An 18,843-nucleotide genomic window follows, 5' to 3' on the forward strand; every position below is an offset into this window, starting at 1 on the left:
CTGGCTGCCCTTGCGCTCCAGACCGCCCGGCTCTCCTCAGGCGGTGGCCGGCGCGTTGGACGGCGGCGTCACGGGCGATCCACCCGACGGCGGGGTACCGCCGCCGCTGGTCCCCGACACGCCACGCGGCGGGCGCGGCGGCTTGCCGGCCATGATGTCGTTGACCTGATCGGCATCGATCGTTTCCCACTCCATCAGCGCGGCGGTCATTGCCTCCACCTTCTCGCGGTTTTCTTCCAGCAGGCGCTTGGCCAGCGCGTACTGCTCGTCCACGATGCGGCGGATTTCGGCGTCGACCTTCTGCTGCGTCGCCTCGGACACCGACTTCGACGACATCTTGCCGAACATGCCTTCCTGCTCGGTATCGACGTACACCATGGTGCCGAGCGAGTCGCTCATGCCGAAGCGGGTCACCATGTCGCGCGCGATCTTGGTGGCGCGCTCGAAGTCGTTGGAGGCCCCGGTGCTCATCGCATTGAGGAACACTTCCTCGGCTGCACGGCCGCCAAACAGGATGGCGATCTCGTCGAGCATGTTGTCCTTGTACTTCGAGTACTTGTCGTGCTCGGGCAGCTGCCACGTCACGCCCAGGGCCCAGCCGCGCGGCATGATGGTGACCTTGTGGACCGGGTCGGCCTTGGGCAGCAGCTTGGCCACCACCGCGTGGCCGGACTCGTGGTAAGCCGTCGCCTTGCGCTCTTCCTCGCGCATCACGGTCGACTTGCGCTCCGGGCCCATGTAGATCTTGTCCTTCGCGTCCTCGAAGTCCTGCATGTCGACCACGCGCTTGTTGCGGCGGGCGGCGAACAGTGCGGCCTCGTTGACCAGGTTGGCCAGGTCGGCACCCGAGAAGCCCGGCGTGCCGCGCGCCAGCACGGCGGCGTCCACGTCGTTGCCGATGGGCACCTTGCGCATATGGACCTTCAGGATCTGCTCGCGGCCACGGATGTCCGGCAGGCCCACATAGACCTGGCGGTCGAAACGGCCAGGACGCAGCAGCGCCTTGTCCAGCACATCCGCACGGTTGGTCGCGGCGATGACGATCACGCCCGAGTTGGCCTCGAAGCCATCCATCTCGACCAGCATCTGGTTCAGGGTCTGCTCGCGCTCGTCGTTGCCGCCGCCCATGCCGGCGCCGCGATGGCGGCCGACCGCGTCGATTTCGTCGATGAACACGATGCAGGGCGCCTGCTTCTTGGCGTTCTCGAACATGTCGCGAACGCGCGCGGCGCCGACGCCGACGAACATTTCAACGAAGTCCGAGCCCGAGATGCTGAAGAACGGCACCTTCGCTTCGCCGGCGATGGCGCGGGCAAGCAGCGTCTTGCCGGTACCCGGAGGGCCGACCAGCAGCACGCCGCGCGGGATGCGCCCGCCCAGCTTCTGGAACTTCTGCGGGTCCTTCAGGAAGTCGACCAGTTCGACGACTTCCTCCTTGGCCTCGTCGCAGCCGGCGACGTCCTGGAAGGTGACCGCGTTCTGGTTCTCGTCGATCAGCCGCGCGCGCGACTTGCCGAACGAGAAGGCGCCGCCCTTTCCGCCACCCTGCATCTGCCGCATCATGTAGAACCAGAACACGATGATCAGCAGGGTCGGTCCGAGGTAGTAAAGTGCCTGAACAAGCACATTCGGCTCATCATCCGCCTTGCCGGTGACCTGCACGCCGTACTTCATCAGGTCGCCGACCATCCAGATGTCGCCCGGCGAGATGATGGTGTACTTCTGCCCTTCCCGCGGCGTCACCACGAGGTTGCGGCCCTGCACATCGACGCGGCTCACCTTGCCATTCTTGGCGTCCTCCATGAACTGCGAGTAGGTGACGCCTTCCTGCGCACGGGGCTTGTCGAACTGCTTGAAGACGGTAAACAACACCAGCGCGATCACGAGCCAGATTGCCGCCTTTTGAAACAGGTTGTTATTCAAGGCCGAACTCCTTTGCGAATGCCTTGCCAACGAGGTAGCTGCGTTGCATTGTAATGCAGCGCATGAAACCAGGTACGAACAGTCTATCTATCGGGCCGATAGTCGGCCGTCAGAGCGGCCCCGAAGCCGCCTGGGGCGACACGTAGCCGAGAAATCAGACCGAGGAAAGCCGGGATAGTTGCCCGCCGGCCGACCGGTCGGTTCGCCGGCCTACGCGGGGTTCTTCAGGTACCGTCCCAGGATGAAGGTTTCGGATGACTTGTCGCGCGACGCCTTGGGCTTGCGCTTGGCCACGACGCGGAATTGCCGCTTGAACTTCTCCACGATCTGGCTGTAGCCGCTGCCATGGAAGCACTTTACCAGCAACGCCCCGTCCGGCTTCAGATGCGCCTGGGCAAACTCCAGCGCCAGGTCGCACAGATACTCGATCCGGGCCGCGTCGGCCGCCGCCACACCCGACAGGTTGGGGGCCATATCGGATAAAACAAGGTCGATCTTGCTGCCGCCCGACGCCTGCAGGACCACGGCCTCCAGCTGGCGGAACACCTCCTCCTCGCGGAAGTCGCCCTGGATGAAGGCCACGTCGGCGACCGGCTCCATCGGCAGCAGGTCGATCGCGACCACGGCGCCGTCGATGCGGCCATCCTGCGCTCGTGGCGAGGCGGCCAGCTTGTTGCGCACATATTGGCTCCAGCTGCCTGGCGCCGCGCCCAGGTCGACCACCACCTGCCCTGGCTGGATCAGCTTGTCCTGCTCGTCGATCTCCTTGAGCTTGTAGGCCGCCCGCGCGCGGTAACCCTCGCGCTGCGCCATCTTCACGTAGGGATCGTTGATGTGGTCATGCAGCCATGACTGCCTGAATTTGTTCTTCGCCATTCGAATGCCGCTTGCGAGGGGAGTCGGGGGCATGGCCGCCGGACACCTCGCTTCCCGTTCCTCAATGAAATCGCCGCCCGAGGGCGCCGGTTTGGCGGATAATACGCGCCGTTGCGCAGTGCCAGCCACCGAGGCTGCCGCTGTTTTGCTGGCCGTGCGCCAGCCGTCCGCTTTTCCAACAGATCATGCCTGCCCTTCAACTGATTCCCGCCCAGCGTTCCGAACTCCGCTCCCGCGCCCACGGCCTCAATCCGGTCGTGATGATCGGCGCGGAAGGACTGACCCGCTCGGTCCTGGCCGAAATCGATCGCAGCCTTGCTGCCCACGACCTGATCAAGATCCGCGTGTTCGGCGACGACCGCGAAAGCCGCATCGAGATCTACGAAGCCATCTGCGACGAACTCAATGCCGCGCCGATCCAGCATATCGGCAAGCTGCTGGTGGTATGGCGTCCGGGACCGGCCCGCCTGAAGGAGAACCAGCCGGAAGAACTCGGACGCATGGCCCAGCGCCGTGGCGCCGCGCCGCGTACGGTCACCGTGCGCAAACCCGCTGCAACGCCGGGACGCCGCCCCACGCGCAGCACGGTCACCGTGCTGGGCAACGAGCGTGTCACCGCCGGCGGCAACGTCAAGCGCGCGCGTACGCGCCAGGCGAGCCCCAAGAAGAAATCGCTGGGCTGACCGCTCCCTCGCATGGGGCCGGCTTCCGTCCGGCCCTGCCGCCCTGCCGCCCCTCCGCCGAATCGGCGCCTTCACGGTCCTGGCGCCTTGAACGCCTCGTCACATCTGGCGACGGCCCTTGTCACCGCGACCGCCGTGAGCGGCCACTCGCCACACCAGCGCAAGCGCCAGCAGGCTCTGCAACAGGTAGAACGCGCTGGAGATGCCGTGCAGCAGGCCGAAGCGCGCGCGGAACGGCGAGTCGCCAACGCCGACCCCGAGCGCCTGCGCCTTGTGCCGCAGGCTCTCCATGAACGGCTGCAAGCCGAAGTAGCCAATCAGCACGCAGCACAGCATGCCGAGCACCAGCCAGCGCAAGGCCCGGTAGTGCGTGGCGCCGCGGCGGATCATCACATTGCACAGCACCAGCTGCAGCACGCCGATTACCACCCCGAGGATCGCCTCGGTGCGGAACAGCTGCCCCGCCACCATGCCGGCCATCTGCCGGCTGGGCAGGCTTGCGAACAGTGTCGGCGCGACCAGATAGCCGATCGTCCACAGGCTGCCCGCCCAGACCACCGTCAGCAGCAGGAACAGCCGATCCGGCAGCAGCCCCTCGCGGGGCGCTGCCTGGGAGGAAGGCGTGTTGGCGGTGAGGGACATGCCGTTGCTGGAGGCAGCGATAGCGCCGGCCTCAGATGTAGCGCACGCCGATGACTTCGTACTCGCGCTCGCCGCCGGGGGCCAGCACGGTGGCGACATCGCCCTCGAACTTGCCGATCAGGGCGCGCGCGATGGGCGAGCTCACGGAGATCTTGCCCTTGTCCAGATCGGCCTCGTCCTCGCCGACGATCTGGTAGCAGACTGCCTTGCCCGACTCGAGATCCTCCAGATCGACCGTGGCGCCGAACACGATGCGGCCATCGGTTTCCAGCAGGGTCGGATCGATGATCTGGGCGGCGGACAGCTTGGCCTCCACTTCCTGGATGCGACCTTCGATGAATGCCTGCTTTTCCTTGGCGGCATCGTATTCGGCGTTCTCGGACAGATCGCCCTGGGCACGCGCCTCGGCAATGGCATTGATCACCGCAGGACGCTCGACGGCCTTCAGGCGTTGCAGCTCCTCCTTCAGAAGTTCTGCGCCGCGCTTGGTAATCGGAATCGTGCTCATGTCTCTTCAGGCAAAAAAATGAGCCGCAGCGTAGCGGGCGATGTGCACGGCGACGTTGCCGTCACACACCTCCGCCCTACCGCGGCTTTTGGGTGGTTTCTCTAACGACTTCTACGACTTCGACAAGCTGTGAGGTCGAGGCTACAGGCGACTGGATCGCCGAAATTCCCGCTAGTTTAGGTCAAGACGACCGCCGCCAGCAACTGCGGCGGGAGGTCGGGATGCCTGCCGGCGCGTCAGTAGCCCGGTCCGTCGGTAACCGGCAGCGCGCACGTTCGGGCGCCGTCACCCCCGAGGAAGGAGGCGGCCAGCTGCCGCGCGGCCTTGGCAAACAGCAGCACATCGACGCCGGTCGCCACGAAGGTGCAGCCCAGCTCGAGATAACGGCGCGCCAGCGCGGCGTCCGAGGTCAGCGTGCCGGCCGCCTTGCCGCTGGCGATAATGGTGCGCATGGCGCTCTCAATGGCTTGCTGCACTTCCGGATGACCCGGATTGCCCCGGTGCCCCATCGATGCGGCAAGGTCGGCCGGCCCGATGAACACGCCGTCCACCCCCTCGACGGCGCAGATCGCGTCCAGGTTGGCCAGCGCCGTCACGGTCTCGGCCTGCACCAGCAGGCAGACTTCGTCGTCCGCGATATCGAGATAGTCGGCGCGGCCGCTCCATTGCGAGACACGCGCCACCGCGCTGCCGACGCCGCGAATGCCAGCCGGCGGATAGCGCGTCGCGGCAACCAGCGCGCGCGCCTGCTGGGCGGTATCCACCATCGGCACGAGCAGCGTCTTCGCGCCGATATCGAGCAGTTGCTTGATCAGCGCCACGTCACCGGCGACCGCGCGCACCACGGGCGCGGCACGGTAGGGCGCGACGGCCTGCAGCTGCGCGAGGATGCTGCGCACGTCGTTGGGCGCGTGCTCGCCGTCGATCAGCAGCCAGTCGAAGCCGGCCGTGGCGGCAACCTCGGACAGATAGGGCGAGGCCATCGACAGCCACAGGCCGACCTGGGCCTGGCGCGCGGCAAGGGCCGCCTTGAAGGGATTGTTGGCAGGCATGCGACAGTGTCCTCGACAGATAACAGGAAGATCTTGTTCTTGCAGCGGGCTTGTCAGCCGAGCTGGCCCTGGCACAGGTACTTCAGGTGCAGGTAGTCGTCCAGGCCATGGCGCGAGCCCTCGCGCCCATAGCCCGACTCCTTGACGCCGCCAAACGGTGCGGCCTCGGCAGCGATGGCCCCCTCGTTGATGCCCACGATACCGGTTTCCAGCGCCTGTGCAACCCGCCAGATACGGCGCACGTCGCTCGAGTAGAAGTAGGCGGCAAGACCGAACGGCGTATCGTTGGCATGATGGACTACCTCGTCCTCGCTGTCGAAGCGGAAGACTGGCGCCACCGGGCCGAAGGTCTCCTCGCAGGACAGCGCCATCTCGGGCGTGGCGCCGACCAGCACGGTTGGCGCGTAGTAGTTGGGCCCATCGTCCCGCCGCACGCGCTTGCCGCCTGTCACCACGCGGGCGCCCCTCGCCACGGCATCCTCGACATGACGCGCGATCTTGTCCACCGCACGGGCGTTGATCATCGGGCCGATGTCGGCGCCGTCCTCGCTGGCCGGCCCGACCGTCAGCGCGGCAACGCGCCGCGCCAGCCGCTCGACGAAATCGTCGTGCACCGCGCGCTGTACATAGATGCGGTTCGGACAGACGCAGGTCTGTCCGCCATTGCGGAATTTCGATGCCATCAACCCGTCCACGGCCGCGTCCAGGTCCGCATCGTCGAACACGATGAATGGCGCATTGCCTCCCAGCTCCAGCGACAGCTTTTTCAGCGTGTCGGCCGATGCGCGGGCCAGGTGCTTGCCTATCGGGGTCGAGCCGGTGAAGGTGATCTTGCGCACGCGGGGATCGGCGAGCCAGGCATCGACCACCTCCGGCGTGCGCTCGCGCGACGCCGTGACGATGTTGATCACCCCGTCAGGAATCCCCGCCTGCCGCGCGAGGTGGACCAGCGCCAGCGCCGTCAGCGGCGTGTCCTCGGCAGGCTTGGCCACCACCGTGCAGCCGGCCGCCAGCGCGGGCGCGATCTTGCGCGCGATCATCGCCAGGGGGAAATTCCACGGGGTGATGGCGGCGACCACGCCCACCGGCTCCTTGAGCACCATCAGCTTGCGGCCCGACACAGGCTCCGCAAGGATGTCGCCGCAGATGCGCGGGGCTTCCGCGGCAAACCACTCCACATAGGAGGCGCCGTACTGCACCTCGCCCCGGCTCTCCTTCATGGGCTTGCCCTGCTCGGCCGAGATGATGCGGGCAAGGTCTTCGCGATGCTCCAGCATCAGCGCATGCCAGCGTTGCAACAGCCGGCCGCGCTCCTGCGCCGGCCGGCGGCTCCACCCGGCGAAGGCGGCGCTGGCCGCGTCGGCGGCGGCCCGTGCATCGTCGGCGCGACTGTCCGGCACCAGGGCGATCCGCGCGCCGGTGGCGGGGTCGGTGACGTCGAACTCGCTGGCCGATCGTGCGGCGCGCCACTCGGCGCCGATCAGGTTTCGCGTGCGCAGCAGCGCGGGGTCGGATAGTGACAAGGGCATGGTCGATGCATGGTTGATGGGGTGGATCGGCGTCGCGTGCGAACGCTCCGATGGGCCGGCGGGGTCGGCGCTGCGCTGCTGCTCAGCTGACGATGCCCAGATGCCACGGCACGAACTCATGGTCGCCCAGCCCCAGCCGTTCGCTGCAGGTGCGCTCGCCCGACGCCGCGCGCAGGATGTGCTCGAAGATCCGTTGCCCCATCTCCTGCACCGACAACTCGCCGTCGATCACCAGGCCGCAGTTGATGTCCATATCGTTGGACAGGCGCCGGTACATCGGCGTGTTGGAGGCGAGCTTGATCGTGGGCGCCGGCTTGGAGCCGAACATCGAGCCGCGCCCGGTGGTAAAGCAGATCAGGTTCGCGCCACTGGCGATCTGTCCCGTGACCGCGACCGGGTCGTAGCCGGGGGAATCCATGAAGACGAAGCCGGCCTTGTCGATCGGCTCCGCATACTCGTACACCGCCTGCAGCGGCGTGGTCCCGCCCTTCATCGCCGAGCCGAGCGACTTCTCGAAGATATTGGCCAGCCCGCCCTGCTGGTTGCCGTGACCGACCACGCCATTGAACTGCGCGTTGTGTCCGGCGGTGTACTGCTCCCACCATGCAAGCCGGTCCAGCAACTTCTGGCCGACCTCTGCAGAGACCGCGCGCCGCGTCAGCATGTATTCGACGCCATGGATCTCTGGCGTTTCCGACAGGATCGCCGTGCCGCCATGGCGCACGAGGATGTCCATCGCCGCGCCGAGCGCGGGGTTGGCGCTGATGCCTGAAAAGCCGTCCGAGCCGCCGCACTCCAGCCCGATCTTCAGGTGGCTTGCCGGCACCGGCTGGCGCCGCGCCGCGTTGGCCGCGGGCAGCATCGCCTCGATGGCGCGAATACCGGCGTCGATGGTCTCGCGCGTGCCGCCGCTTTCCTGCATCACCAGCGTCTGCACATTGACGCCGGGCACCAGCCCCTGCGATTCGACCAGTGCGCCCACCTGGTTGCGTTCGCAACCCAGACCGACGATCAGCACGCCCGCGAGGTTCGGATGGCGCGCGTAGCCCGCCAGCGTGCGGCGCAGCAGGTCGAAATGCGGGCTGGGCGAGGACATGCCGCAGCCGCTGCCATGCGCGAACGCGACCACGCCGTCGACATTGGGATACGCCGCCAGCCGCTCCCGCGTGAAATGCGCGGCGATGTGGTGTATCACCGTGGCGGAGCAGTTGACGGTCGACAGGATGCCGATGAAGTTGCGCGTGCCCACGCGGCCGTCGGGACGCACGTAGCCGTCGAAGCGCGCGCGGTGTTCCTCCGGCACATAGTCGATCGGTTGCACATCGGCGCAGAAGGCGGGATCGCGCGCGAAATCTTCCAGCCGCAGGTTGTGGGAATGCACGTGGTCGCCCGCGGCGATATCGCGCTCGGCCACGCCGATCACGGCATCGTACTTGCGCACCGGCGTGCCGCGCGGGATCCGGCACGCCGCGATCTTGTGGCCAGCCGGCACCTGCGCCCGCGCCCGCATGCCGCAGGCATCGATGACCTGGCCGAGCGACAACGCGCTTCGGGCAATCAGTACGTTGTCGTTGGCATGCAGGCGGATGACCGGGTTCGAGTTCAAGATGAGGGCAATCGTGAAGGTGGGAGGGAGCGCCGCAGGTCGCCGCGCATCAGGTCTGCTGCAGCAGTTCCTTCAGCCGCAGACGCTGGATCAGCTGCGTCTCCTGCTCGTAGACGGTACCGATGTACTTCTTGTAGTCGGGGCCGTCCAGGTACATCACGGGCGCATCGATGCGCGCGGCTACCTGCCGGAATTCGTCGCTGCCCACCGCGGCGCGGAAGGCTTCGCGCAGACGCGACTCGACCGCCGGGTCCAGCCCGGCCGGGGCGCCGATGCCATTCGGCGCCTCGACCACGACGTCGTAGCCGAGCTCGCGCAGGGTCGGCGTGTCCTTGAAGCGCGGCGTGCGCTGCGCTCCCCAGGTGGCGAGCAGTCGCAGCTTGCCCGCTTCCACATGCGGCGCCCAGGAGCTCGAATCGGCGAGCAGATCGACCTGCCCGGCCAGCACGTCCTGCAGCGCCTGCGCGCCGCCCTTGTAGGCGATCGCATTGAAGCGCACGCCGGCTGCCATGGCGAACTGCTCCATGCCCACATGGGTCGCGCCGCCCACGCCGGCATGGCCGTAGGTCACCTTGCCGGGATTTGCCTTCGCTGCGGCCACGACCTCCTGCAGCGTCTCGTAGGGCGAGGAAGCGGGCACCGCGATGCCGAAGGTCTGGCCGGAGGTCCTGGCCAGATAGGTCAGTTCCCGGCGGGGATCGATTTCGAGCATGCCGAGCTGCGAGAAGCGCGTCACCGAGATCGGGATCTGGCCGATGGTATAGCCGTCCGGCTTGGCCCGCGCCAGCGCCCGGGTGCCGATCATGCCGGACGCGCCGGCGCGGTTCTCCACCACGATCGACTGCTTCAGCAGGCCGGAGGCGACCTGGCAGAGCGCGCGCATCGACTGGTCCGCGGTGCCGCCGACCGGCCAGGGACAGATGAAGGTGATGGGCCGCTCCGGGTAGCCGCTTGCCGCTCGCGCCGCAGCCGGCAGCAGCGCGCTGGCCAGACCGGTGATGCCGGCGGCGCCGGCCGCGGTTGCCGCGCCCGCGCCCAGCAGCAGACGGCGGCGGAGAGGATTGGTGGGGATCTCGCGCTTCATGTGTCTTCCTCGCATGCTGTCATTGGTCTTGTCTTCGATGCCGGTCCGCGCATTGACGTGGCCGGCATGCCCGGATTGTGTCCGCGCCCGGCATAACAATCCAATCCAATTACGGAATCGCTTCATAACCTTCCGGTTAGGTAGACTACGGGCATGGCCCATATCGACCGCGCGCTGCGCTCCAACATCAAGCTGCGCCATCTGCAACTGCTGGTGGCGCTCGACGAATTCCGGCACCTGGGGCGCACCGCCGAATTCCTGTCGGTCAGCCAGCCGGCTGTCTCGAAGACGCTGACCGAGATCGAGAAGATGCTCGACCTGGTGCTGTTCATCCGCTCCACGCGCGGTACCGAGCCGACTTCGGCGGGCGAAGCGCTGATCCGCTTCGCGCGGGGCGTGATCGCGCAATACGAGCGCACGCGCGAGGAGATCGACGCGGCGGGAACCGGCGCGATGGTGCGGGCGCGGGTCGGCGCGATGGGGGCGGCGCTGCCGGTGCTGCTCAACCGCGCCGTCGCGCTGCTCAAGACGCGCTCGGCGCAGGCCACCGTGCTGGTCGAGGAAGGCGATCTGACCCATCTGCTGCCCAAGCTGCGCCTGGCGGAGCTCGATCTGATCGTGGGCCGGCTCGAGCCCGGCTACGCCGCGCCCGACCTGGCGACCGAGGCGCTGTACAACGAGCCGATGTCCGCGGTGGTGCGCGTGGGCCATCGGCTTGCCAGCCCGGCGGGCAAGACCGGCGCGCGGCGCAGGGCACCGGCGGCCTCCTGGGAAGATCTGGCGGGACTGCCGTGCGTGATGCCACCGCCCTGGGCATCGCTGCGCGTCAAGCTGGAGCAGGCGTTTCTCGCCCGCGGGCTGGAGCCGCCGTCCGACCGCATCGAGACTTCGTCGTATCTGGCGGTGGCCGCCTTTGTCGCGGACAGCGATGCGGTGGGGTTTCTGGCGCGCTCCGTGGCGGCACGCCTGGCCCGCCAGGGCCAGTTGCACATGCTGGACCTGGCCGTCCCGGTGGAATTGCCGCCGGTGGGTATCATCACGATGCGCGAGCGCGCCCTGCCCGGCGGCGCGAGGCAGTTGAGCGAATGCCTGCGGCTGGCCGCCGGCGAAGTCAGCGCCACCAGCCGTCAGGCCGTCTGAGCGTCATGCGCCTGGGCCGCGCCATGGACAGGACGCACCTGCCGGCCGTCCGCATAGACCACGCAACCATCCTGCCGGCAGAAACTGGCCAGCGTCATGCCGGCCTGCCGTGCGATGTCGATCGCCAGCGATGTCGGCGCGGAGATCGTCGCCAGCATGGGGATCCCTACCCGCGCGGCCTTGCGCACGAGTTCGTAGCTTGCCCGGCTGGACAGGAAGACGAAGCCGTCGCCGAAGGGTTGCCGGCGTAGCGCGCGCGCGCCGATCAGCTTGTCCAGAGCGTTGTGACGGCCGACATCCTCGAACGCTTGCAGCACCCGCCCCTGCCGGTCGCACCATGCCGCCGCATGCATCCCGCCGGTGCGGGCCATCAGCGCCTGGTGCGCGGGCAGCTCCCTCGCCGCGCGCGCCACGGCACTGGCAATATCGAGCGGCCCGGCCAGGGGCGCCACACGCTCGGGCGCGAGATCGAGCATTGCAAGGCTCTCGATGCCGCACAGCCCGCACCCGGTCCGTCCCGCCAGCGAACGGCGCCTCGCCTTCAGCGCGAAGAACGCGCCCTGCGAGATGGAGAGCCGCACTTCGGCGGCACGGTCGCCGACCACCGCCTCGTAATCGAGAATCGCGCGCCGGTCCGGCACGATGCCCTCGGTCAAGGCAAACCCGACCGCCAGTGCTTCCAGGTCGCGGGGCGTCGCCATCATCACCGCGTGCGACAAACCGTTGAAGACCAGCGCGACCGGAAACTCCTCGCACGCGGTGTCGGTCTCCTCGGCGCGAGCGCCCCGCCGGTAGCGGGTAACGGCAAAGTCCCCGTAGCCGGCGCGATCGGCCACGGGAAGCGTCGGATCGAATTCGGCTGTCATGATGCGGGCACCGTGGCCGGCTGCGTACGCTGGGCCGACGTGCGGGAGTTGTCCGGCGCGGTGCCCGGCGCGGCGCGGCTTCGTCTGACGAAGATCGGCACCGACTTGTACGACGGCGTGCCGCTGCGCGGATCGAAATGCACCAGTTCGACCAGGCAGTTCGCCTCCGGATAGTAAGCGGCAACCGATCCGCGCGAGATCGGAAAGGCCACCGCGGTCAGGCCGCGCAGCACCCGCGATCCCGGCACGCCGACCGTATCGGACACCGCTTCCAGATCGACCAGATCGCCATGACGCAAGCCGCGGTCGGCGAGGTCGCGCTCGTTCATGAAGACCACGTCGCGGCGCCCGGTGATGCCACGGTAGCGGTCGTTCGCACCATAGATGGTGGTGTTGTACTGGTCGTGGCTGCGGATGGTGGCCAGCATCAGCGCCTCGCTGTGATTGGTGCGCGGATCCTCGTTCAGCCCTGCCATCGGGATGAAGTTGGCGCGGCCGCTGGGCGTGCGCCAGATGCGCTCGGAAGCGGTATTGCGCAGCCGGAATCCGAGCGGCCGGGACACGCGGTCGTTGTAATCGTGGAAGTCGGCAAACACCGCCTCGATGGCGTCGCGGATCTTCGCATAGTCGGCGACGAAGCCGTCCCAGTCGATACGTGTGCGCGGCAGCGTTGCCTTGGCCATCTGCGCGACGATCCACGGCTCCGAGCGCAGGTGCGGCGAGGCCGGCGGCAGGGTGCCACGCGAAACATGGACCATCGACATCGAATCCTCGACGGTCACCGACTGCGCCGCCCCGTTCTGCTCGTCGCGTTCGGTGCGGCCCAGGCACGGCAGGATCAGGCTCTGCCGCGCGATCAGCAGGTGCGAACGGTTGAGCTTGGTGGCGATATGCACGGCAAGGTCGAGCTTGCGCATCGCCTCGAAGGTCTGCTCGGGATCGGGCATCGCCACGGCGAAATTGCCGCCCAGCGAAATCATCGCGCGGGAGTCGCCGCGCTGGATCGACTTGACCGTCTCGACGGCGTTATGACCGTGCCTGCGCGGCGACTGGATGCCAAACACCTGGTCGAGCCGGTCGAGGAAGTCCGCGGTGGGGATTTCGGTGATGCCGACGGTCCGATCGCCTTGCACGTTGGAGTGCCCGCGCAGCGGACAGATGCCGGCGCCCTCGCGGCCGATATTGCCGCGCATCAGCAGCAGATTGCACAGCTGCTGCACGTTGGCGGTGCCCTGCCGATGCTGGGTGATGCCCATGCCGTAGCAGACGATGACCCGCCTTGCCTGCGCATAGACCTGTGCGGCCGCCTCGATCTCCGCGCGTGGCAGGCCCGACACGGCTTCGATATCGTCCCAGCCGGTGCCCTGCAGATCGGCGACCAGCGCCTCGTAGCCGTCGGTATGCTCGGCGACGAAGGCGTGGTCGATGACTGGCTCACCGCCCTGCTGCCGCGCCAGCTCGTCCAGCGCCAGCAGTGTCTTCATCATGCCCTTGATCACCGCCACGTCGCCGCCGATCTTCGGCTGCAGATACATGGTGGCGAGTTCGGTGGGCCGGCGCAACGTCATCTCGATCGGATGCTGCGGCGACAGGAAGCGCTCCAGGCCACGCTCGCGCAACGGGTTGATGACGACGATGGGCGCGCCACGGCGCGCAGCGGCGCGCAGCGTGGAGAGCATGCGTGGATGGTTGGTCCCCGGGTTGTGGCCGAAGGAGAAGATCGCATCGCAGTGATCGAAGTCCTCCAGCGTCACCGTCCCCTTGCCTACGCCAATCGACTCCGGCAAACCCACGCTGGTCGCTTCGTGGCACATGTTCGAGCAGTCCGGGAAGTTGTTGGTGCCGAACTCGCGCGCGAACAGCTGGAACAGGAAGGCCGCCTCGTTGGAGGCGCGCCCGGAGGTGTAGAACTCGGCCGCGTCGGCGCCGGGCAGTGCCTGCATCGCCGCGCCGATACGGGCGAAGGCGTCCTCCCACGAGATCGGCACATAGCGATCGCTGGCGGCATCGTAGGCCATCGGATGCGTCAGTCGCCCCTCGTCCTCCAGCTCGAAGTCGCTCATCTCCCACAACTGCGCCACCGTATGGCGGGCGAAGAATTCGGGCGTGGTGCGCTTCGTGGTCGCCTCCCAGGCCACCGCCTTGGCGCCGTTCTCGCAGAACTCGAACGACGAGGCGGCGCGCGGATCGGGCCAGGCGCAGCCGGGACAATCGAATCCGTCCGGCTGGTTGACCCGCAGCAGCATGATGGCCTCGCGTCCAGCGCCCATCTGACGGCGTACCGTACGGGCCACCGCCTGCAGGGCGCCCCATCCTCCCGCCGGACCGCCGTACTGGCCGACGCCGGTCAAATCGCGGCGCCCCTCCTGTTCCCGAGCCTGCGGTTCGTCGGGGCCGATCTCCTGCCGACCGTCAGGGATGCGTTGCTGCTCTGTCGCCATTGCTGGACTCCGTTCTGGCTGCCACGCGGCTTGCGATGCCGGCAAGGCTTGCAAAGACTGCAAGATGCGCGAGGTCCAACCGTGGGTGGGGACAGCGAGGCGGCGTGAAGCGGCCCGCCCTGTCCGTGGTCATGGACGGGTTGCAAGGCTCGTGCCGGAAGGAGGGAGATGGCGGCGTTTACCGCGGGAGGGGGTGGCGGGAGTGGAAGCGGAGGGGTTCCCTCTCCCCCGGCCCCTCTCCCGCGAGCGGGAGAGGGGAGCGACCGTTGGCCGCTTTTCGCTCTCCAGCAAGCGGAAGAGGAAAGCAAACCGGCAGTATTTCCACCGCTGCCGGTTTTCCCCCTCTCCCCTTCAAGGGGAGAGGGCCGGGGAGAGGGGTTGGTCTTCAACCGGCGCAGGCAAGCCCACGCCGCGGGCCATCAGTCCAGCGTGGCGTGCAGCCCTTGCAGGTCGTACACCTCAAGGCTCTGCAGATGCTTGAGGCCTTCCACCGCGGCGCGGGCGCCGGCGATGGTGGTGTAGTACGGCACGCGGTTGGCCAGCGCCGAGATGCGGATCGAGCGCGAATCGGCGATGGCGGCGCGGGTCTCGTCCACCGTGGTGAACACCAGCGCCAGTTCGCCGTTCTTCAGCATGTCGACGATATGCGGGCGGCCGTCCTTGACCTTGTTGACCACGCGCACCGGAATGCCGGCCGCTTCGATCGCCGAAGCCGTGCCGCGCGTGGCGACCAGCGGATACCCCATGTCGTGCAGCATGCGCGCCACGCCGACCGCGCGCGGCTTGTCGCTGTCCTTGACGGTCAGCAGCACGGTGCCGCGCTCGGGCAGGCGCGAGCCGGCGGCGAGCTGGCTCTTGAACAGCGCCTCGCCGAAGGTCTTGCCCACGCCCATCACTTCGCCGGTCGAGCGCATTTCCGGTCCAAGCACCGGATCGACGCCCGGGAACTTGTTGAACGGGAACACCGCTTCCTTGACGCTGAAGTACGGCGGAATCACCTCGTTGCCGATGCCCTGCTCGTCCAGCGACTGGCCTGCCATGCAGCGCGCGGCGATCTTCGCCAGCTGCATGCCGGTGGCCTTGGACACGTAGGGCACGGTGCGCGAGGCGCGCGGGTTCACTTCCAGCACGTAGACGATGTCCTCGCCGTCCTTCTGCTGGATCGCGAACTGCACGTTCATCAGGCCGACCACGTTCAGCGCCTTGGCCATCGCGGCGGTCTGGCGCTTCAGTTCATCGACGGTCGCCTGCGACAGCGAGTACGGCGGCAGCGAGCACGCCGAATCGCCCGAATGGACGCCCGCCTGCTCGATATGCTCCATCACGCCGCCGATGAACACGCGCTTGCCGTCGCACAGCGCATCGACGTCGCATTCGATCGCATCGTTGAGGAAGCGGTCCAGCAGCACCGGCGAGTCGTTCGACACCTTGACCGCCTCGCGCATGTAGCGCTCCAGGTCGCGCGGTTCATGCACGATTTCCATGGCGCGGCCGCCCAGCACATACGACGGGCGCACCACCAGCGGATAGCCGATCTCGGCGGCCAGGCGCAGCGCCTCTTCCTCGGTACGCGCGGTGCGGTTGGGCGGCTGGCGCAGATCCAGCTCCTGCAGCAGCTTCTGGAAGCGCTCGCGGTCCTCGGCAGCGTCGATCATGTCCGGGCTGGTGCCGATGATGGGCACGCCGTTGGCTTCCAGATCGAGCGCCAGCTTCAGCGGGGTCTGCCCGCCGTACTGCACGATCACGCCGACCGGCTTTTCCTTGTCGACGATTTCCAGCACGTCTTCCAGCGTCAGCGGCTCGAAGTACAGGCGGTCCGAGGTGTCATAGTCGGTCGACACGGTCTCCGGGTTGCAGTTGACCATGATGGTCTCGTACCCGTCTTCGCGCAGCGCCAGCGCCGCATGCACGCAGCAATAGTCGAACTCGATGCCCTGCCCGATCCGGTTCGGGCCACCGCCCAGCACCATGATCTTGCGGCGATCGGTCGGGTTGGCCTCGCACTCGCCATGCTCGGCCTCGTAGGTCGAGTACATGTACGCGGTGTTGGTGGCGAACTCGGCCGCGCAGGTATCGACCCGCTTGTAGACCGGACGCACGCCATAGCCGATGCGCGCCTGGCGCACGGCCGTGGGCTCGGTCTTCATCAGCTTCGCCAGGCGGCGGTCGGAGAAGCCCTTCTGCTTCAGATAGCGCAGTTCGGCCGCAGACAGACTGTCCAGCGTGCGCGCCTTGACCTGTGCCTCGGTCTTGACGATGTCCTCGATCTGCGCCAGGAACCACGGATCGATGTCGGTCTCGGCGTACACCTCTTCCAGCGACATGCCCAGACGGAAGGCGTCGCCGACGTACCAGATGCGGTCCGGACCCGGTTCGCCGATTTCCTCGACGATCTCGTCGCGGTCGGAGGATTTTTCGTCCAGGCCGTCCACGCCGACTTCGAGGCCGCGCAGCGCCTTCTGGAACGATTCCTGGAAGGTACGGCCCATCGCCATCACCTCGCCCACCGACTTCATCTGGGTGGTCAGGTGGCTGTCGGCCTGCGGGAATTTCTCGAAGGCAAAGCGCGGCACCTTGGTGACCACGTAGTCGATCGACGGCTCGAACGAGGCCGGGGTCTGGCCGCCGGTGATCTCGTTCTTCAGCTCGTCCAGCGTGTAGCCGACCGCCAGCTTGGCGGCGACCTTGGCGATGGGGAAGCCGGTGGCCTTGGAGGCCAGCGCCGACGACCGCGACACGCGCGGGTTCATCTCGATCACGATCATCCGACCATCCTTCGGATTGATCGAGAACTGCACGTTCGAGCCGCCGGTATCGACGCCGATCTCGCGCAGCACCGCCAGGGAGGCGTTGCGCAGGATCTGGTATTCCTTGTCGGTCAGGGTCTGTGCCGGCGCCACGGTGATCGAGTCGCCGGTATGGATGCCCATCGGATCCAGGTTTTCGATCGAGCAGATGATGATGCAGTTGTCCGCCTTGTCGCGGACCACTTCCATCTCGTACTCCTTCCAGCCCAGCAGCGACTCTTCGATCAGCAGCTCGCGGGTCGGCGACAGGTCCAGGCCGCGCTTGCAGATCTCCTCGAATTCCTCGCGGTTGTAGGCGATGCCGCCGCCGGTGCCGCCCAGCGTGAACGACGGGCGGATGACGATGGGATAGCCGCTGGAACTGGTGTCGCGGGCGATCTGCGACTGCACCGCGAGCGCCTCTTCCATCGAATGGGCGATACCGGACTTGGCCGAGCCCAGTCCGATCTTCGTCATCGCTTCCTTGAACTTCTGGCGGTCCTCGGCCTTGTCGATCGCCTCGGGCGAGGCGCCGATCAGCTCGACGTCGTACTTTTCCAGCACGCCGTGACGATGCAGGTCCAGCGCGCAGTTCAGCGCGGTCTGGCCGCCCATGGTCGGCAGGATCGCATCGGGCCGTTCCTTGGCGATGATGCGCTCGACCACCTCCCAGGTGATGGGCTCGATATAGGTGACGTCGGCCGTGGCCGGATCGGTCATGATCGTGGCCGGGTTCGAATTGACCAGAATGACCTTGAAGCCTTCCTCGCGCAGCGCCTTGCAGGCCTGTGCGCCGGAATAGTCGAATTCGCACGCCTGCCCGATGATGATGGGGCCTGCGCCGATGATCAGGATGCTCTGGATGTCTGTGCGTTTTGGCATTGCACGCTCTCATTGTCGGCCGGCCTCGCTTGGCGAGCGTGCCGGTCCGGATATCTAAATTTCAGTTCAGGGTGGCCGTCGCCAGCTTGGCGCCGAAGCCGATAAACATCGCGCCCACGCCGCTGGCGACGCCGGCCGAGAGCCGGCGGCGCTGGCGAAACGCGGCGGCCAGCCTCGCACCGGCGAAGATGATCACCGTCAGGTAGGCGAAGCTGCACAGCTGGCACACCAGCCCCAGCACGGCGAACGACAGCGCCGGATAGGCGAACTGCGGGTCGACGAACTGGATGAAGAAGGACACGAAAAACAGGATGGCCTTCGGGTTCAGCAGGCTGATCAGCAGCGCCTTGCGGAACGGGTCCGCGGCCTTGTCCGCCGTCTCTTCCTGCCGGGCCCCGCCAGCGCCATCACCGGCTTTCGTCTCCCCGGCCTCGGCACGGACCCAGCCGCGCAAGGCGCCGCGCAGCATCTGCAAGCCGATCCAGGCCAGGTACGCCGCACCGGCGTACTTGATCACATAGAACAGCCCGGGACTGGCCTTGAGCAGCGAGGCGACCCCCGCCGCCGACAGCACCATCAGGATCGCGTCGCCGAGAAACACCCCGCAGGCGCCGCGATAGCCGGCCCGCACGCCACGCTGGGCGGCGACCGACAGCACATACATCGAATTCGGACCCGGCAGCAGCACGATGAAGATCGTGCCCAGCAGATAGGTCCAGAAGTCGGTGATGCCGAAGCTGGCATGCATCATCGCGTTCATCGGAGGTTCCTCGGTTGGCTCGCGCGGGCGCTGGCTGTGCGATGCCGGCAGCCGCACTGCGGCGC

Annotated in this window: 14 protein-coding genes; 2 read left to right on the forward strand and 12 right to left on the reverse strand. The window is 67.4% G+C overall.

The features are described from left to right. Positions 1-36 precede the first annotated feature (36 nt). Both ftsH and K6V06_RS04480 read right to left on the reverse strand, forming a co-directional pair. On the reverse strand, positions 37-1,923 hold the full coding sequence (gene ftsH, locus K6V06_RS04475; RefSeq protein ID WP_222240397.1) for an ATP-dependent zinc metalloprotease FtsH: 1,887 nt from the start codon (positions 1,921-1,923) through the stop codon (positions 37-39). A 210-nt stretch (positions 1,924-2,133) separates the two neighbouring features. Beyond that, positions 2,134-2,799 carry an RlmE family RNA methyltransferase gene (locus tag K6V06_RS04480; RefSeq protein WP_222240398.1) on the reverse strand — a complete coding sequence of 222 codons (666 nt, stop codon included), beginning with the start codon at positions 2,797-2,799 and terminating at the stop codon, positions 2,134-2,136. 185 nt (positions 2,800-2,984) lie between these two features. Between K6V06_RS04480 and K6V06_RS04485 the strand changes: the two genes are divergently transcribed. Beyond that, the gene (locus K6V06_RS04485) at positions 2,985-3,482 is read left to right on the forward strand and encodes a YhbY family RNA-binding protein (RefSeq protein ID WP_222240399.1); all 498 of its coding nucleotides are present in this window, start codon (positions 2,985-2,987) and stop codon (positions 3,480-3,482) included. A gap of 99 nt (positions 3,483-3,581) precedes the next feature. Here the strand turns inward: K6V06_RS04485 and K6V06_RS04490 are convergent, their stop codons facing one another. The 6 genes from K6V06_RS04490 to K6V06_RS04515 form a co-directional block, all read right to left on the reverse strand. Continuing rightward, on the reverse strand, positions 3,582-4,124 hold the full coding sequence (locus tag K6V06_RS04490; protein ID WP_222240400.1) for a DUF4149 domain-containing protein: 543 nt from the start codon (positions 4,122-4,124) through the stop codon (positions 3,582-3,584). A gap of 31 nt (positions 4,125-4,155) precedes the next feature. Next, on the reverse strand, positions 4,156-4,632 hold the full coding sequence (gene greA / locus K6V06_RS04495) for a transcription elongation factor GreA (RefSeq protein WP_222240401.1): 477 nt from the start codon (positions 4,630-4,632) through the stop codon (positions 4,156-4,158). Positions 4,633-4,868: 236 nt separating this feature from the next. Further along, a complete protein-coding gene (gene hpaI / locus K6V06_RS04500) occupies positions 4,869-5,684 on the reverse strand; it encodes a 4-hydroxy-2-oxoheptanedioate aldolase (RefSeq protein WP_222240402.1) in 816 nt (271 codons plus the stop codon). A 53-nt stretch (positions 5,685-5,737) separates the two neighbouring features. Next, positions 5,738-7,213, reverse strand: coding sequence for an NAD-dependent succinate-semialdehyde dehydrogenase (locus K6V06_RS04505; RefSeq protein WP_222240791.1), 1,476 nt, complete (start codon positions 7,211-7,213; stop codon positions 5,738-5,740). 82 nt (positions 7,214-7,295) lie between these two features. Beyond that, on the reverse strand, positions 7,296-8,819 hold the full coding sequence (locus tag K6V06_RS04510; protein ID WP_222240403.1) for a UxaA family hydrolase: 1,524 nt from the start codon (positions 8,817-8,819) through the stop codon (positions 7,296-7,298). Between the two features lie 49 nt (positions 8,820-8,868). Then, entirely contained in the window at positions 8,869-9,903 is a 1,035-nt protein-coding gene (locus K6V06_RS04515; RefSeq protein WP_222240404.1) for a tripartite tricarboxylate transporter substrate binding protein, read from the reverse strand. Positions 9,904-10,056: 153 nt separating this feature from the next. Between K6V06_RS04515 and K6V06_RS04520 the strand changes: the two genes are divergently transcribed. Next, positions 10,057-11,043, forward strand: coding sequence for a LysR substrate-binding domain-containing protein (locus tag K6V06_RS04520; protein ID WP_222240405.1), 987 nt, complete (start codon positions 10,057-10,059; stop codon positions 11,041-11,043). Here K6V06_RS04520 and fdhD read toward each other — a convergent pair. The 4 genes from fdhD to leuE all read right to left on the reverse strand — a co-directional run bounded on the left by fdhD (position 11,031) and on the right by leuE (position 18,778). Next, positions 11,031-11,909, reverse strand: coding sequence for a formate dehydrogenase accessory sulfurtransferase FdhD (gene fdhD / locus K6V06_RS04525; RefSeq protein WP_222240406.1), 879 nt, complete (start codon positions 11,907-11,909; stop codon positions 11,031-11,033). The genes K6V06_RS04520 and fdhD overlap by 13 nt on opposite strands. Further along, on the reverse strand, positions 11,906-14,350 hold the full coding sequence (locus K6V06_RS04530; RefSeq protein WP_222240407.1) for an FdhF/YdeP family oxidoreductase: 2,445 nt from the start codon (positions 14,348-14,350) through the stop codon (positions 11,906-11,908). The genes fdhD and K6V06_RS04530 overlap by 4 nt, the downstream gene beginning before the upstream one ends. 419 nt (positions 14,351-14,769) lie before the next feature. Further along, on the reverse strand, positions 14,770-18,018 hold the full coding sequence (gene carB, locus K6V06_RS04535; protein ID WP_222240408.1) for a carbamoyl-phosphate synthase large subunit: 3,249 nt from the start codon (positions 18,016-18,018) through the stop codon (positions 14,770-14,772). A gap of 61 nt (positions 18,019-18,079) precedes the next feature. Beyond that, complete coding sequence (leuE, locus tag K6V06_RS04540) at positions 18,080-18,778, reverse strand: leucine efflux protein LeuE (RefSeq protein WP_222240409.1); 699 nt, start codon at positions 18,776-18,778, stop codon at positions 18,080-18,082. Positions 18,779-18,843 lie beyond the last annotated feature (65 nt).

It is taken from the genome of Cupriavidus sp. AU9028 (assembly GCF_019795295.1).
Classification (GTDB): Bacteria; Pseudomonadota; Gammaproteobacteria; order Burkholderiales; family Burkholderiaceae; genus Cupriavidus.

Bases quoted from the DNA above. Each gene is read 5' to 3' on its own strand.
- K6V06_RS04515 (WP_222240404.1), bottom strand. From the start codon at position 9,903: ATGAAGCGCGAGATCCCCACCAATCCTCTCCGCCGCCGTCTGCTGCTG.
- K6V06_RS04480 (WP_222240398.1), bottom strand. From the start codon at position 2,799: ATGGCGAAGAACAAATTCAGGCAGTCATGGCTGCATGACCACATCAAC.
- K6V06_RS04530 (WP_222240407.1), bottom strand. From the start codon at position 14,350: ATGGCGACAGAGCAGCAACGCATCCCTGACGGTCGGCAGGAGATCGGC.
- K6V06_RS04490 (WP_222240400.1), bottom strand. From the start codon at position 4,124: ATGTCCCTCACCGCCAACACGCCTTCCTCCCAGGCAGCGCCCCGCGAG.
- hpaI (WP_222240402.1), bottom strand. From the start codon at position 5,684: ATGCCTGCCAACAATCCCTTCAAGGCGGCCCTTGCCGCGCGCCAGGCC.
- greA (WP_222240401.1), bottom strand. From the start codon at position 4,632: ATGAGCACGATTCCGATTACCAAGCGCGGCGCAGAACTTCTGAAGGAG.
- fdhD (WP_222240406.1), bottom strand. From the start codon at position 11,909: ATGACAGCCGAATTCGATCCGACGCTTCCCGTGGCCGATCGCGCCGGC.
- K6V06_RS04520 (WP_222240405.1), top strand. From the start codon at position 10,057: ATGGCCCATATCGACCGCGCGCTGCGCTCCAACATCAAGCTGCGCCAT.
- K6V06_RS04485 (WP_222240399.1), top strand. From the start codon at position 2,985: ATGCCTGCCCTTCAACTGATTCCCGCCCAGCGTTCCGAACTCCGCTCC.
- K6V06_RS04505 (WP_222240791.1), bottom strand. From the start codon at position 7,213: ATGCCCTTGTCACTATCCGACCCCGCGCTGCTGCGCACGCGAAACCTG.
- leuE (WP_222240409.1), bottom strand. From the start codon at position 18,778: ATGAACGCGATGATGCATGCCAGCTTCGGCATCACCGACTTCTGGACC.
- carB (WP_222240408.1), bottom strand. From the start codon at position 18,018: ATGCCAAAACGCACAGACATCCAGAGCATCCTGATCATCGGCGCAGGC.